The sequence below is a fragment of the Nocardia sp. NPDC004582 genome, assembly GCF_053602115.1.
Genome location: NZ_JBSGCY010000015.1, coordinates 1 through 14811, shown reverse-complemented (window position 1 = coordinate 14811; position 14811 = coordinate 1). Strand labels below are relative to the sequence as shown.

12 protein-coding genes are annotated in these 14811 nt (G+C 68.6%); 7 read left to right on the top strand and 5 right to left on the bottom strand.

Features of this window, described 5'->3' with window-relative positions:
• The first annotated feature begins 81 nt into the window (after positions 1-81).
• From aceE to ACWELJ_RS06940, 6 genes are all read left to right on the top strand, one after another.
• Complete coding sequence (gene aceE / locus ACWELJ_RS06965) at positions 82-2982, top strand: pyruvate dehydrogenase (acetyl-transferring), homodimeric type (protein ID WP_452365240.1); 2901 nt, start codon at positions 82-84, stop codon at positions 2980-2982.
• A 45-nt stretch (positions 2983-3027) separates the two neighbouring features.
• On the top strand, positions 3028-4329 hold the full coding sequence (locus ACWELJ_RS06960; RefSeq protein WP_452365295.1) for a PucR family transcriptional regulator: 1302 nt from the start codon (positions 3028-3030) through the stop codon (positions 4327-4329).
• A 127-nt stretch (positions 4330-4456) separates the two neighbouring features.
• On the top strand, positions 4457-5371 hold the full coding sequence (locus ACWELJ_RS06955) for an ACP S-malonyltransferase (protein WP_452365239.1): 915 nt from the start codon (positions 4457-4459) through the stop codon (positions 5369-5371).
• Positions 5372-5466: 95 nt separating this feature from the next.
• On the top strand, positions 5467-5766 hold the full coding sequence (gene acpM, locus ACWELJ_RS06950) for a meromycolate extension acyl carrier protein AcpM (RefSeq protein ID WP_357098105.1): 300 nt from the start codon (positions 5467-5469) through the stop codon (positions 5764-5766).
• A gap of 10 nt (positions 5767-5776) precedes the next feature.
• Complete coding sequence (locus ACWELJ_RS06945) at positions 5777-7027, top strand: KasA/KasB family beta-ketoacyl-ACP synthase (protein ID WP_452365238.1); 1251 nt, start codon at positions 5777-5779, stop codon at positions 7025-7027.
• A 166-nt stretch (positions 7028-7193) separates the two neighbouring features.
• Entirely contained in the window at positions 7194-8624 is a 1431-nt protein-coding gene (locus ACWELJ_RS06940) for an acyl-CoA carboxylase subunit beta (RefSeq protein ID WP_387306658.1), read from the top strand.
• 77 nt (positions 8625-8701) lie between these two features.
• Here ACWELJ_RS06940 and ACWELJ_RS06935 read toward each other — a convergent pair whose 3' ends face one another.
• From ACWELJ_RS06935 to ACWELJ_RS06915, 5 genes are all read right to left on the bottom strand, one after another.
• Positions 8702-10093, bottom strand: a complete 1392-nt coding sequence (locus ACWELJ_RS06935) for an FAD-binding oxidoreductase (protein ID WP_452365237.1) — start codon at positions 10091-10093, stop codon at positions 8702-8704.
• Between the two features lie 226 nt (positions 10094-10319).
• Positions 10320-10739, bottom strand: a complete 420-nt coding sequence (locus tag ACWELJ_RS06930; RefSeq protein ID WP_452365236.1) for a hypothetical protein — start codon at positions 10737-10739, stop codon at positions 10320-10322.
• 112 nt (positions 10740-10851) lie between these two features.
• Positions 10852-11385, bottom strand: coding sequence for a DUF3145 domain-containing protein (locus ACWELJ_RS06925; RefSeq protein WP_452365235.1), 534 nt, complete (start codon positions 11383-11385; stop codon positions 10852-10854).
• 121 nt (positions 11386-11506) lie between these two features.
• Positions 11507-12319: a serine hydrolase domain-containing protein gene (locus tag ACWELJ_RS06920; protein WP_452365234.1), complete on the bottom strand. Its 813-nt coding sequence runs from the start codon at positions 12317-12319 to the stop codon at positions 11507-11509.
• 9 nt (positions 12320-12328) lie between these two features.
• The gene (locus ACWELJ_RS06915) at positions 12329-13735 is read right to left on the bottom strand and encodes an amino acid permease (protein ID WP_452365233.1); all 1407 of its coding nucleotides are present in this window, start codon (positions 13733-13735) and stop codon (positions 12329-12331) included.
• Between the two features lie 234 nt (positions 13736-13969).
• Between ACWELJ_RS06915 and ACWELJ_RS06910 the strand changes: the two genes are divergently transcribed.
• A partial coding sequence (locus ACWELJ_RS06910) for a serine hydrolase domain-containing protein (RefSeq protein ID WP_452365232.1) occupies positions 13970-14811 on the top strand: 842 nt, incomplete at its 3' end.

Below are 14811 nucleotides of genomic sequence, written 5' to 3'. Positions count from 1 at the left end.
GGTACGCCGCGCACCAACGGCTACCCGGGGTATTGACGCCACACCAGATGTCCCACCCCATGTGTACGAGGAGCAATCGTCTTGACCGACTTGATGCACCCTACGTCGTCGAATTCCACCAACGGGTCACCGGAACCCCAGGGCGGATCGGCACGCAAAAGCCCGGCGGGGGGCCGGGTTCGAGTGATTCGCGAGGGGGTGGCGTCATATCTGCCGGACATCGATCCGGAGGAGACCAGCGAATGGCTCGACTCCTTCGACGAGATGCTGACCCGCGAGGGCCCCGGCCGCGCCCGCTACCTCATGCTGCGCCTGCTGGAACGCGCCGGTGAACGCCATGTGGCGATCCCCGCGCTGACCTCCACCGATTACGTCAACACCATCCCCACCGAGAACGAGCCGTGGTTCCCCGGCGACGAAGAGGTGGAGCGCCGCTTCCGCGCCTACATCCGCTGGAACGCCGCCGTCATGGTGCACCGCGCCCAGCGCCCGGGAATCGGTGTGGGCGGCCATATTTCGACCTACGCGTCCTCGGCGGCGCTCTACGAGGTCGGGTTCAACCACTTCTTCCGCGGCAAGGACCACGCCGGCGGCGGCGACCAGGTGTTCATCCAGGGCCACGCCTCCCCCGGCATCTACGCGCGCGCGTTCCTCGAGGGCCGGCTGTCCGAGGATCAGATGGACGGCTTCCGCCAGGAGTACAGCCACGGCGGTCCGGGCGCGGGCCTGTCGTCCTACCCGCACCCGCGCCTGATGCCCGACTTCTGGGAATTCCCCACGGTCTCCATGGGCCTGGGCCCGATGAACGCCATCTATCAGGCCCGCTTCAACCACTACCTGCACGACCGCGGCCTCAAGGACACCTCCGATCAGCACGTGTGGGCGTTCCTCGGCGACGGCGAGATGGACGAGCCGGAGTCGCGCGGCCTGATCCAGGTGGCCGCCAACGAGGGCCTGGACAACCTGACCTTCGTGATCAACTGCAACCTGCAGCGCCTCGACGGCCCGGTCCGCGGCAACGGCAAGATCATTCAGGAGCTGGAGTCGTTCTTCCGCGGCGCCGGCTGGAACGTCATCAAGGTGGTGTGGGGCCGCGAATGGGACGCCCTGCTGCAGGCCGACCGCGACGGCGCCCTGGTCAACCTGATGAACTCCACCCCCGACGGCGACTACCAGACCTACAAGGCCAATGACGGCGCCTACGTGCGCGAGCACTTCTTCGGCCGCGACCCGCGCACCAAGGAACTGGTGAAGGGCCTGTCGGACTCCGAGGTCTGGAACCTCAAGCGCGGCGGCCACGACTACCGCAAGATCTACGCCGCCTACGCCGCTGCCATGGCGCACAAGGGCCAGCCGACGGTCATCCTCGCCAAGACCATCAAGGGCTACGGCCTGGGCAAGCACTTCGAGGCCCGCAACGCCACCCACCAGATGAAGAAGATGACCCTCGACGATCTGAAGGCGTTCCGCGACGTGCAGCGCATTCCGATCACCGACGCCGAACTCGAGGCGAATCCGTACCTGCCGCCGTACTACCACCCCGGCATGGACGCCCCCGAGATCCAGTACATGATGGCCCGCCGCGGCCAGCTCGGCGGTTTCGTCCCCGAACGCCGCACCCTGTCCAAGCCGCTGCAGCTGCCCGGCGACGAGGCCTACCGTTCGGTCCGCAAGGGTTCGGGCAAGCAGAGCGTGGCCACCACCATGGCCTTCGTGCGCTTGATGAAGGAACTGTTGCGCGACAAGGAGATCGGCAAGCGCATCGTCCCGATCATCCCCGACGAGGCCCGCACCTTCGGTATGGACTCGTGGTTCCCTTCGTTGAAGATCTACAACCGCAACGGCCAGTTGTACACATCGGTCGACGCGGAATTGATGCTCGCCTACAAAGAGTCGAGCGTCGGGCAGATCCTGCACGAGGGCATCAACGAGGCGGGTTCGACCGCCAGCTTCACCGCGGTCGGCACCTCGTACTCCACGCACGGCGAACCGATGATCCCGCTCTACATCTTCTATTCGATGTTCGGCTTCCAGCGCACCGGCGACGGACTGTGGGCGGCCGCGGATCAGATGGCCCGCGGATTCGTGCTCGGCGCGACCGCCGGACGAACCACGCTGACCGGTGAGGGCCTGCAGCACAACGACGGTCACTCCCTGCTGCTGGCGTCCACCAACCCCGCCTGCGTCGCCTACGACCCGGCCTTCTCCTTCGAGATCGCCCACATCGTGCGCGACGGCATGCGCCGCATGTACGGCGGCGGCGTGGCCACCGGCTATCAGGAGGCGCTGCCGGGCACCGATCCCGAATCGCATTCGGTGCATCACGAGTTCGGCGGCGAGGACGTCTTCTACTACATCACCCTCTACAACGAGCCGTACGTACAGCCGGCCGAGCCGGAGGGCCTCGACGTCGAGGGCCTGCTGAAGGGCATCTATCTCTATCAGCCCGGTTCGGCGGGGATCCTGCGGGCGAACATCCTGGTCGCGGGCGTCACCATGCCCGACGGCCTGCGCGCCCAGGAGATGCTGGCCCAGGACTGGAACGTGCACGCCGACGTCTACTCGGTGACCTCGTGGGGTGAGCTCCGCAAGGAGGCGCTGTCCAAGGAGATCGCGAAACTGCGCCACCCCGACCAGGACCAGGGCCTGCCCTACGTGACCGAGGTGCTGTCCAAGGCGCAGGGCCCGTTCGTGGCGGCCTCGGACTGGATGCGCGCGGTGCCCGATCAGATCCGCCAGTGGGTGCCGGGCGAGTACATCACCCTGGGCACGGACGGTTTCGGTTTCTCCGACACCCGCCCGGCCGCGCGCCGCGTCTTCAATGTGGATGCCGCGTCCATCGTGGTGGCCGCGCTGCAGGGACTGGCCAATCAGGGCCGGATCGCCCAGGCGACGGTGGCCGAGGCGGCCCGCCGGTACGGCGTCGACGACGTGAACGCCGCGCCGAAGGCGGCACCCGGTACCGAAGGCGGCGACGCATAACCGAACATAAGAGCTGTGGAACGTAAACCGCCGAGGCCGCGCCGGATAAACGAAGAGGGCACCTCCTCCCACGAGGTCTATCTTCCGACCGGCGCGCTCTCCCCGAATCGGCAGACGCGCGACCCGCTTCCGGACACCCTCCTGAAACGGGTCAAGCAGTTCTCCGGTCGCCTGTCGACCGAGGCCGTGGCCTCGATGCAGGATCGGTTGCCGTTCTTCGCCAATCTGGACGCCGCCCAGCGGGCCGGGGTGCAGATGCTGGTGCAGACGGCGGTGGTGAACTTCCTGGAATGGCTGCAGGACCCGGAGTCCGATATCCGGTTCAGTCTCGATGCCTTCCAAGTGATTCCGGACGATCTGGCGCGGCGGCTGACGCTGCGCCAGACCGTCGACATGGTCCGGGTGGCCATGGAGTTCTTCGAACAGTGGCTGCCGGCACTGGCCCGCAACGACCGGCAGCTGGTGGCGCTGACCGAGGCGGTGCTGCGGTACGGGCGGGAGCTCGGATTCGCGGCCGCCTCGGTGTACGCCTCGGCCGCCGAGTCGCGCGGTGCGTGGGACACCCGATTGGAGGCGCTCGTCGTCGACGCGGTGGTGCGCGGCGACAACGGTCCGGAGATGCTCTCGCGCGCGGCCACCCTCAATTGGGACGCGACGGCACCGGCCACCGTCTTGGTCGGTACCCCGCCCAAGGATCAGGTGGCCGTTGTCAGTTCCGTACATGCGGTGGCCGCCCGGCACGGCCGCAACGCGCTCGCCGTGGTGCAGGGTTCGCGGCTGGTAATGGTAGTCAGCGGACATCTCGGTGACCCGATGTATCCGTCGCAGTTCCTCGCCGATCTGCTGGCGGATGCCTTCAGTGAGGGCCCGGTGGTGATCGGCCCGACCATGCGCGCGCTGTCCGCGGCGCACGTGAGTTCGGTGGAGGCGATGGCCGGGATGGAGGCCGTGGTGGGCTGGCGGGGAGCCCCCCGACCAGTGCACGCGTCGGAATTGCTGCCCGAACGCGCCCTGCTCGGGGACCGGGCCGCCATCGACGCCCTGAACGAGCTCCTCGTGCTACCGTTGGCCGCCGCCAGCGCCGATTTGTCGGACACGCTGGACGCGTATCTGGATTGCGGTGGAGCCGTCGAAACCTGCGCCCGCCAGCTGTTCGTTCATCCAAATACGGTGCGCTATCGCCTCAAGCGGATCGGTGACATCACGGGTCGGGATCCGATGAATCCGCGCGATGCCTATGTGTTACGGATCGCGGCCACAGTAGGCCGGCTGACACGAACCCGTAACGAATCGCCCACTCCCGCCACTGATGTGACTCCCGTCACAGAGCCCAAGGATGGGGTGTAACGAGATTCGAGGATCGGGCGATCCGGACAACCCACTTGGTCTTTTGTGGACTCCTCACAAAACTGCCAACGAAGCTTCATTCGCGCCGACATCTCGTGAGAGCCGCCTCACAGTGTTTTCTTAACCCGTGATCGCATTGCTCACGCCCGGACAGGGCTCACAGACACCCGGCATGCTCACCTCATGGCTGGAACTCCCCGGCGCCGCGGACCGCGTCGCGCTGTGGGGCAAGGCCGCGGGGCTGGACCTGCTGCGGTTGGGCACGACTGCGACCGCCGAGGAAATCGTCGACACGGCTGTCACCCAGCCGCTCGTCGTCGCGGCCGCCCTGCTGGCTTTCGCCGAAATCCCGCAGGATTCGTTGCCCGCCGATACAGTCGTCGCCGGACACTCGGTCGGTGAGTTCGCCGCCGCCGCTGTCGCCGGAGTCATCTCCGCCGACGACGCGGTGACCTTGGCCGCCATCCGCGGAGCGGAGATGGCCAAGGCGTGCGCGCTCGAGCCGACCGGAATGTCCGCGGTGCTCGGTGGTGACGAAGCGGAGGTTCTCGCTCGTCTCGAGGAACTCGGCCTGGTCCCGGCCAACCGCAACGCGGTGGGCCAGATCGTGGCAGCGGGTAAGCTCGAGGCGCTCGAGGCCCTGGCCGCGAACCCGCCGGAAAAGGCCCGCGTCCGCGCGCTGCCGGTCGCCGGCGCCTTCCACACCGCGTTCATGGCACCCGCCCAGGACGCGGTCGCGGAGGCCATCGCCCAGATCGTCCCGCACGAGCCGGTCCGGACCCTGCTGTCGAACTTCGACGGGCAGCCGGTCAGCTCGGGCAAGGATGCGATCGACAAGCTCGCTGCTCAGGTCACGCGCCCCGTGCGCTGGGACCTGTGCACCGAAACGATCCGTGCGGCAGGGGTTTCCGCGGTGGCAGAGTTGCCGCCGGCGGGCACCCTGGTCGGCATCGCCAAGCGGGAGCTCAAGGGCACCCCGAACCTGGCGCTGAAGACCCCCGCGGATCTCCCCGCGCTCGCCGAGCTGACTGCAGCAAGCTAGCTTGGCTGGCGGCCCGCTCCCATCAACGGCGATGGAGCAACCGGGTCGCAAACAATGAATCCCCACCCCTCTACAGAAGATAAGGAGCCACCACAGTGGCCGCTCTGACCCAGGAACAGATCGTCGAAGAGCTCGGGAAGATCATCGAAGAGGTGACCGGTATCGAGCCCTCCGAGGTCACCATCGAGAAGTCCTTCGTCGACGACCTGGACATCGACTCGCTGTCGATGGTCGAGATCGCCGTCCAGACCGAGGACAAGTACGGCGTCAAGATCCCGGACGAGGACCTGGCGAGCCTGAAGACCGTCGGCGACGCGGTGGCGTACATCCAGAAGCTCGAGGCCGAGAACTCCGAGGCGGCCGAGGCCCTCAAGGCCAAGCACCAGGGCGAGTAGGACCGACACCGTGACCACTCCTTCCACCTTGAACGGGAACTTTCCCAACGTCGTCGTAACGAGCATGGCGGCGACCACGTCGATCGCCGGTGACGTCGATGCGACGTGGAAGGGCCTCCTCAATGGCGAGAGCGGCATCGACGTTCTCGAGGACGACTTCATTGCGGAGTACGACCTTCCGGTTCGTATCGGCGGCCACCTGAAGGTGTCGCCGGACACGCTGCTCGAGCGGGTCGAGATCCGCCGCATGGCGTACGTCGAGCGACTGGCGACCGTGCTCGGTCGTGAGGTCTGGAAGAACGCCGGCACCCCCGAGGTCGACCCACTGCGGCTGGGTGTGGCCATCGGTACCGGTCTCGGCGGCGGCGACGCGCTGATCGATTCGGTGGACAAGCTGAAGAACGGTGGCTACCGCAAGGTTTCGCCGCTGGCTGTTCAGATGGTCATGCCGAACGGTCCGTCCGCCGTGGTCGGCCTCGAGCTCAAGGCCCGCGCGGGAGTGGTCACTCCGGTCTCGGCGTGCTCGTCGGGCTCGGAGGCCATCGCCAACGCCTGGCGGATGATCGTCATGGGTGACGCCGACATGGTGGTCACCGGCGGTGTCGAGGGCTTCATCGACTCGATTCCGATCGCCGCGTTCTCCATGATGCGGGCCATGTCGACTCGCAACGACGATCCGAAGGGCGCCTCGCGTCCCTTCGACAAGGATCGCGACGGCTTCGTCTTCGGCGAAGCGGGCGCGCTCATGGTCCTCGAGACCGAGGAGCACGCCAAGGCTCGTGGCGCCACCATCCACGCCCGGCTCATGGGCGCGGGTATCACCTCCGACGGGTTCCACCTGGTGGCTCCCGATCCGGAGGGCAGCGGTGCGGCTCGCGCCATGCAGCGCGCGATGCAGACCGCGGGTCTGTCCGCTTCGGACATCACCCACGTGAACGCTCACGCGACCGCCACCCCCGTGGGTGACACCGCGGAGGCCAACGCGATTCACAAGGCCGGCGTCAAGCACGCCTCGGTCTACGCACCCAAGTCGGCCCTGGGCCACTCGATCGGCGCCGTCGGCGCGCTCGAGTCGATTCTCACGGTCCTCAGCATCCGGGACGGCATCGTCCCTCCGACGCTGAACCTCGAGAACCAGGATCCGGCGATCGATCTGGACGTCGTGCACGGCGCCGCGCGTCAGCAGGACATCCAGTACGCGATCAACAACTCCTTCGGTTTCGGTGGGCACAATGTCGCGCTCGCCTTCGGCCGGTACTGACGCGCACCTTCTAGACGAACCGCGCACTTCTAGAACCGGTCAGTAAGACAAGCGGTCCCGGCAGGGGATTTTCGGATCGAGATCCCGAACCTTGATCCCCTGCCGGGACTTCGACATTTCGCAGCCGCTCTCAGCGACCGCATTTTCCTCATGAGGAGAGTTTGCGATGACCATCATGGCCCCCGCGCACGCGGACACCACGACCGATCCCCGTGACCCGCTGGGTCGGTTGCAGCGCTTCTTCGATCCCGGAACCGTTCTCCCGCTGCACCCCCGCGACAAGTCCGGCGTGCTCGCCGCCATCGGTGAGATCGACGGTGTCCGTACCGTCGCCTACTGCTCCGATGCGACCGTGATGGGCGGCGCCATGGGCGTCGAGGGGTGCAAGCACATCGTCGATGCGATCGATACCGCCATCGACTCCAAGATTCCCGTTGTGGGCCTGTGGCATTCGGGCGGGGCGCGACTGGCGGAGGGCGTCGAGGCCCTGCACGCCGTCGGCCTGGTCTTCGAGGCCATGGTCCGCGCGTCCGGCCAGGTTCCGCAGATCTCCGTGGTGCTCGGTTTCGCCGCCGGTGGCGCCGCCTACGGCCCGGCGCTGACCGACATCGTCATCATGGCTCCGGAAGGCCGGGTCTTCGTGACCGGTCCGGACATCGTGAAGACGGTCACCGGTGAGAGCGTCGACATGGAGACCCTGGGCGGCCCGGTCACCCACGGCAAGAAGTCCGGCGTCTGCCACATCGTCGCCGATGACGAGCAGGACGCGATGCACCGTGCGCGCCGCCTGGTCTCGATGTTCGCCGAACAGGGCGAATTCGACCTGGCCGCCGCCGCGCACGGCGATGTCGACCTCAAGGCCATGATGCCGGAGTCGGCCAAGCGCGCCTACGACGTCAAGCCGATCATCAACGAGCTGCTCGACAATGTCGACGGCGAAAGCACTTTCGAGGAACTGCAGGGCGGCTACGCCCGCTCCATGGTGGTCGGCCTGGGCCGTCTCGGCGGCCGGACCGTCGGCGTGCTGGCCAACAACCCGATCCGCCTGGGCGGCTGCCTCAACTCCGAGAGCGCCGAGAAGGCTTCGCGTTTCGTGCGCCTGTGCAACGCGTTCGGCATCCCACTGATCGTCGTCACCGACGTGCCGGGCTACCTGCCGGGCGTCTCGCAGGAGTTCGAGGGCGTGGTGCGCCGCGGCGCGAAGCTGCTGCACGCCTTCGCCGAGGCCCGCGTCCCGCGCGTCACCCTGGTGACCCGAAAGATCTACGGCGGCGCCTACATCGCCATGAACGCCCGCTCGCTGGGCGCGACGGCCGTGTACGCCTGGCCGGGTTCCGAGGTCGCGGTCATGGGCGCCAAGGCCGCGGTCGGCATCCTGCACAAGAAGGCCCTCGCCGCCGCCCCGGAGGAGGAGCGCGAGGCCATGCTGGAGCGGCTCACCGAGGAGCACGAGCGGATCGCGGGCGGCGTCGAGCGCGCCATGGCGATCGGGGTCGTGGACGAGGTCGTCGACCCGGCCAAGACCCGCTCCACCATCGCCGCCGCGCTGGCCGCCGCGCCGTCGCGGCCGCAGCACAACAAGAACATTCCGCTGTAATCGGTTCCCCGGCAACGTGAAAGCGGGCGGTCTCTTCGGAGTCCGCCCGCTTTCGTTGCAGGAGAGAAGATTCCGGTTCAGGCCGGGGGGATGTTGGCGTTGTGGTGGAAGATGTTGTCCGGATCCCATTCCGCCTTGAGGGCGGTGAGGCGGGAGTACTTCTCGCCGTAGGATTCCCGCAGCCGGTCCGGATCATCGTCGACCAGGAAGTTGACGTAGCTCGCCGAGGAGTTGGCGTGGGGGCGCAGCGCGTCCCAGAGGTCGCGGGTCCATTGGCGTTCCGCGGCGAAGTCGTCCGGGTCGGGGGTGATGGCGCTGATGTTGATGGCCCAGCAGGGGTTCCTGGAACCACTGAATGCCGTTGTGTCCTCGTGGATTTCGCTGTAGCGGCCACGCAGCGCGAAGATCGGGACCAGGGTCAGCGGTGAGCGACGCCGCGGGAAGGCGCTGATCAGGGTGGCGAGCACGGCGTCGGACAGATCGTCGACGTAGAGCGACTTCTCGTAGGCGTGCAGTCCGGGCGGGGCCGACTCGTCGAACATCTGCTGCAGCGCGGTGTACGGGATCGGGGTGACCAGTTCCCACGCGGGGGCCGGGGCGGCGTCACGCATCGGCTTGACGATGGCCTCGAGTTCCATCGGGTCACCGAAACCGGCCACCATCACCACGAATCCCGGCTGCCCCTGATAGTGCTCGGGCACGAACGGCGCGGGCGGGGCGCTGACCGCGAAGATCACGCCGCCGTACCCCGGGGGCAGGGCGGTGATGAGCTCGCGGCCCGCGGCCAGGCCGGCGGCGGCGTCCTCGGGGGTGAAGCACAGCATGGTGAGCTGGGCCAGCGGCGGCACCTCGTGCAGGGCGAAGGTGAGGGTGGTGACGATGCCGAAATTGCCGCCGCCGCCGCGCAATCCCCAGAGCAGTTCGGCGTTCTCGCGCGGCGAGGCGATCACGACGCGACCGTCGGCGGTGACGACCTCGGCGGCGACCAGGTTGTCGCAGGTCAGGCCGCAGCGCATGGTGAGCCAGCCCATGCCGCCGCCCAGGGTGAGGCCGCCGACGCCGGTGGTGGAGATGAAGCCGCCGGTGACGCCCAGGCCGTGCGCGGAGGTGGCGGCGTCGGCCTGCGCCCAGGTGGCGCCGCCGCCGATGTGCGCGAGTTCGGCGGCGGTGTCGACGGTGACCGAATCGAGGTCGCGCAGGTCGATCATCATCGCGTTGTCGGCGACCGCGTGGCCCGCGTAGTTGTGGCCGCCACCGCGCACGGTGATGTCGAGGTTGTACCGGCGGGCGGCGAGCACCGCGGCCGCGACACCCGCCGCGGAGGCGGGGCGGACGATCACGGCGGGGCGGCGGTCGATGGCGCCGTTCCAGACGTGGCGAGCCGTCTCGTAATCGGGGTCGGCGGGCGTGATCACCACCCCGTCCACGGCCGAGCGCAGTCCCTCGATATCGATTTCCGCAGTGGTCATGTCCGCTCCTCAGTAGTCCGTCCGGCCTCCGTGGCGACATTCGGGCTGCGCTGTTCGGGTCCCCAGCGCATCGTTCATTCGCCCCTATTGAACGCCGCCTTTCCGGTGTTCCGGAAGTACGCAGGGCACGCGGGGGCGGTTCATGGGCGCGAGCGCGCCGAAATGGCCGGCGAGTCGCGCGTGTGGCGGCGCCGTGTCGACTCAGGCCGGGTCGCACTGGGCCCGTTCAGGATTGGAGTCGCACCTTCTCGGCGGATTCGTTCTGACTGGCGCATTCCTGGTACGGGTTGGGGTTGCCCGCGCGTTCGCCGCAGACCCAGCGCACGGCGGCGACGGTGACGGCGATATCGCCGGTGGACTGTTTGGCGCGTTCGTCGGCGTAGGCGCCCGCCACGGACAGGGCGGTGGGGCAGAAGTCGTTGCCCTTGGCGGTGGAGGCGATGACGGCCAGGCCCCAGGGGCCGGTACCGCACTGGACGGCGGAGTGGCCCGCGGCCGGGAAGGCGGCGGCGGAGGTGGCGGGTTTGGCGACGCCGCTGGTGGCGTCCGAAGCACCGTTGCTGGTGGCGTCGTCGCAGGCGCTCAGGGTGAAGGCCGTGGTGATGATGGCCAGCGCCGTGCCCGTGATCTGCGCTGTGGTCCGCACGAATCCTCCTCGTCGGCTGCCCCTCCCCCTGGGCATTCTGCCCGTTTCGGGGCGTTCGCGACGGCAGGCTCGCAGGGTCGGGCGGTCCACGCGGTGTGTCCGGTGGGCGGATCTAGCCGACGTCGCGGCGCAGCCAGGTGACGTCGGCGCTGTCGGCGCCGAGGCGGTAGGGCTCGAGGATGTCGTCCCAGGCGGTGCCGAGGGCGCGATCGATTTCGGCGGTGATCTCGGCGGCCGAGCCGCGGCCGTGGGCGCGGGCCTCGGCGACGATGGCGCGCAGCCGCATCTCGCCGACCATGACGTCGCCGCTGGCGCCGGTGGCCCCGCTCCACATGCCGAGGCCGGGCACGAAGCTGAAGCGTTCGCCGTCGACGCCTTCGCTGGGTTCCTCGGTGACTTCGAAATGCAGCACGGGCCAATCTCGCAATGCCCTGGCTAATCTTCCCCCGGTACCGACCGGCCCATACCAATCGGTGGTGGCGCGCAGCTGTCCGGGATCGGCGGGCTGGACGGTCCAGCGGAGTTTGGCGGGGGCCTTGAGGGTCGAGGTGAGCGCCCATTCGATATGCGGGCACAGCGCGGCCGGAGACGAATGGACATAGACGACCCCAGACGTCGCCTCCGCGAACTGACTAGACGCACGCACCACTGACACCTCCGGCTCGACGAGGTACGTCTTCCCCAACGACCCCGGCCCGAGCGCGGCGTGGCCCGAGTTTACTGGAGTGCCCGGTGATGCGTGTGTTACTCGGCGACCGTGTCGCCGTCTACGCAAACTCCGCGATCACGGCATCGCTGAGGGTCGGCCACACGGCCCGGGCCCAGTCCCCGAAATTCTCGTCCGCGAGGGCGAGACACGCCGTGCCGATATCCGGATCCACCCAGAGGAACGTTCCGGACTGCCCGAAATGGCCGAAAGTACGCGGCGAGTTCGCGCCTCCGGTCCAATGCGGCGCCTTGTGGTCGCGGATCTCGAAACCCAGCCCCCAGTCGTTGGGCCGCTGCGAACCGTATCCGGGCAGCACGCCATTGCGTCCCGGGAATTGCACTTCGCTTGCCTCGGAAAGCAATTCGGCACTGAGAATTTCCGGCGCCAGCAATTCCTCAGCGAAACGCAGCAGATCTGCGACCGACGACCGGCCCGCGTGCCCGGCCGGACCGGTCAGCACCGAGGAGGTCATGCCCAGCGGCTCGAAGACCGCTTCGTGCAGGTACCGGTCGAACGCGATACCGGTCTGGGCCGCAACGAAATCCGCGAGCACCTCGAAGCCCGCGCTGGAGTAGATCCGCTTCGCGCCCGGCGCGGCCAGCACCGCGTCGGTGTCGAAGGCCAGCCCGGAGGTGTGGGCGAGCAGATGCCGCACGGTGGATCCCGGCGGCCCGGCGGGCTGGTCGAGCTCGATCGCCCCCTCCTCGACCGCCACCAGAACCGCGTACGCCACAAGGGGTTTGGTCACCGAGGCGAGCGGAAACACCCGCGCGGTGTCACCCTCGGTATCGACCACGCCTGTGCCGCGGACGACGACTCCCGCCGCCGCGTTCCGGACCGGCCACTGTCGAATCTGCTCGAGCGCTCGCATACGTCGAGCCTAGGCGGCCCGGTTCAGAGCCGATCGCCGCCGTCCGTAACCGAAGTACACCAGCAGCCCGACCGCCGACCACACGGTGAACGCCAGCCAGGTCACCCCGGGCAGGTGGACGAGCAGCCACACGCACATGGCCACGCCGATCACCGGCACCACCGGCACCAACGTCCGGAACGAGCGCGGCAGATCGGGTTTGGTGCGCCGCAGCACCAGCACGCCGAGGTTCACCAGTGCGAAGGACACCAGCGTGCCGATATTGGTGGCGTTGACCAGCTCACCCAGCGGCACCAGCGCCGACAGCACCGCCACCACGCCGCCCACGATGAGCGTGTTGACCGTCGGCACCCGCTGCCGCCCGACCCGCGACAACACGGCCGGCATGAGCCCGTCGCGGGACATGGCGACCAGGATGCGGGTCTGCCCGTACAGCACGGTCAGCACCACCGAGGCGATGGCGATGACCGCGCCGGCCGCGAGGATGGTGGCGGGCCAGCCGCGCCCGGTGACCTGGTCGAGCACGGTGGCCAGGGAGGCGCCGGAGCTGCTCACGTCGTCCACCCCGACCGCGCCGACCGCGGTCAGCGCCACCAGCACGTACACCAGCGTCACGATGCCGAGCGAGATGATGATGGCGCGCGGCAGATCCCGCTGCGGATTCTTGGCCTCCTCGCCCGCGGTGGAGGCGGCGTCGAAGCCGATGAAGGAGAAGAACACCATCGACGCGGCCGCCCCGATCCCGGAGATGCCCTCCGGCGCGAACGGGTGCAGGTTCGAGGAGCTGAACGCGGTGACCGCGACGACCACGAAGAACACCAGCACCGCGATCTTGATGATGGTGGTGACGGTGGTGACCCGCGCGCTCTCCCGGATACCGCCGAGCAGCACCGCGGTGGCCAGCAGCACCACGATGGCCGCGGGCAGATTGATCACCCCGCCCGCGCCCGGCGGCTGCGCGAGCGCGTCCGGGATCCGCCAGCCGATGGTGGAGCCGAGGAATTCGTTGAGGTACGCGCCCCACCCGACCGCGACGGCCGCCACCGAGACGCCGTACTCGAGCAGCAGGCACCACCCGCATACCCAGGCCACGATCTCGCCCAGCGTCGCATAGGTATACGAGTAGGCCGACCCGGATACCGGTACGGCTCCGGCGAGTTCGGCGTAGGACAGCGCCGAGAACAGCGCGGCCAGCGCCGCGATGACGAAGGAGACGACGACGGCGGGCCCGGCCAGCGGCGCGGCCTCGCCGAGGACGACGAAGATGCCGGTGCCCAGCGTCGCGCCGACCGACAGCGCGATCAGCGGGATCAGCCCCATGCTGCGCCGCAGTGCGGTGTGCTCGCCCTCGGAGGTGATCTGTTCGACGGGCTTGGTGCGCAGCAATGATGCGGTAATCCGCGGGATTCCGGGCATGCCCGGCCACGATACCGGTACGTACCGGCAGGAATACCCTGCGCCCACCGTATCCGGAAAGGCCTGAGGAAGCGGCAGCTATACCCTGGCTTCCCCACATGTGCGGTACATCGCGCGGGCGGAGACGGGAAAGGCCTTCGCCATCGCGAGCGGTCTCGCCGGGCACCGAGGCGGCGGTCCGGCGAGCTCGCCGCCCTGGCGCTGCCCGGCAACCCGGTTACGATCGACCCCATCATGAGTGAGCAGGTCACGGTCCACGGCGAGGTGGACGCGGGTTTCGGTCCGGTCGCCGACGCGTTCCACCGCAATTTCTCCCGGCACGGCGAGATCGGTGCGGCGGTCGCCGTCTTCGACGGGGATCGGCCGGTGGTGGATCTGTGGGCCGGGTATCGCGATCGCCGGCGCACGGTGGCGTGGGAGCGCGACACCATGGCTCCGGTGTGGTCCTCGACCAAGGGCATGACGGCGTTCGCGGTGGCGGCGGCGGTGTCGAAGGGTCTGCTCGACTACGAGGATCCGGTGGCTTTGCACTGGCCGGAGTTCGCCGCGCACGGCAAGGAGTCGATCACCGTGCGCCAGCTGCTCGACCATCAGGGCGGTCTGGCGGCCCTGGATCGCCCGTTCCGGCTCACCGACATGGCGGATCTGGACGGTATGGCGGTGGTGCTGGCCGAGCAGAAACCGTTGTGGCGGCCGGGAACCCGGCACGGCTATCACCCGATCACGGCCGGCCTGTATCAGGGTGAGCTGCTGCGGCGGGTGGATCCCGCGCATCGCACGCTGGGCCGCATCTTCGCCGAGGACATCGCCGCCCCGCTGGGCGCGGAGTTCTATATCGGCCTGCCCGAGGAGATTTCCCTCGACCGCGTGGCGACCCTGTCGGCGACCGAGGGCCTGGACATCCTGCGCTATGAGCGGGATCTCCCGCTGCGCATCGGAATCCAGCTCTACAGCAAGCGCGGCCTGTCCTTCCGCGCGTTGAACAGCCCGCAGGTCGGCGCGCCCGCCCGGGCCGCCCGGCGCGAGTTCCTCTCGGTGGAGAGCCCGGCGGCCGGCGGCGTCGGCACGGCGCGGGC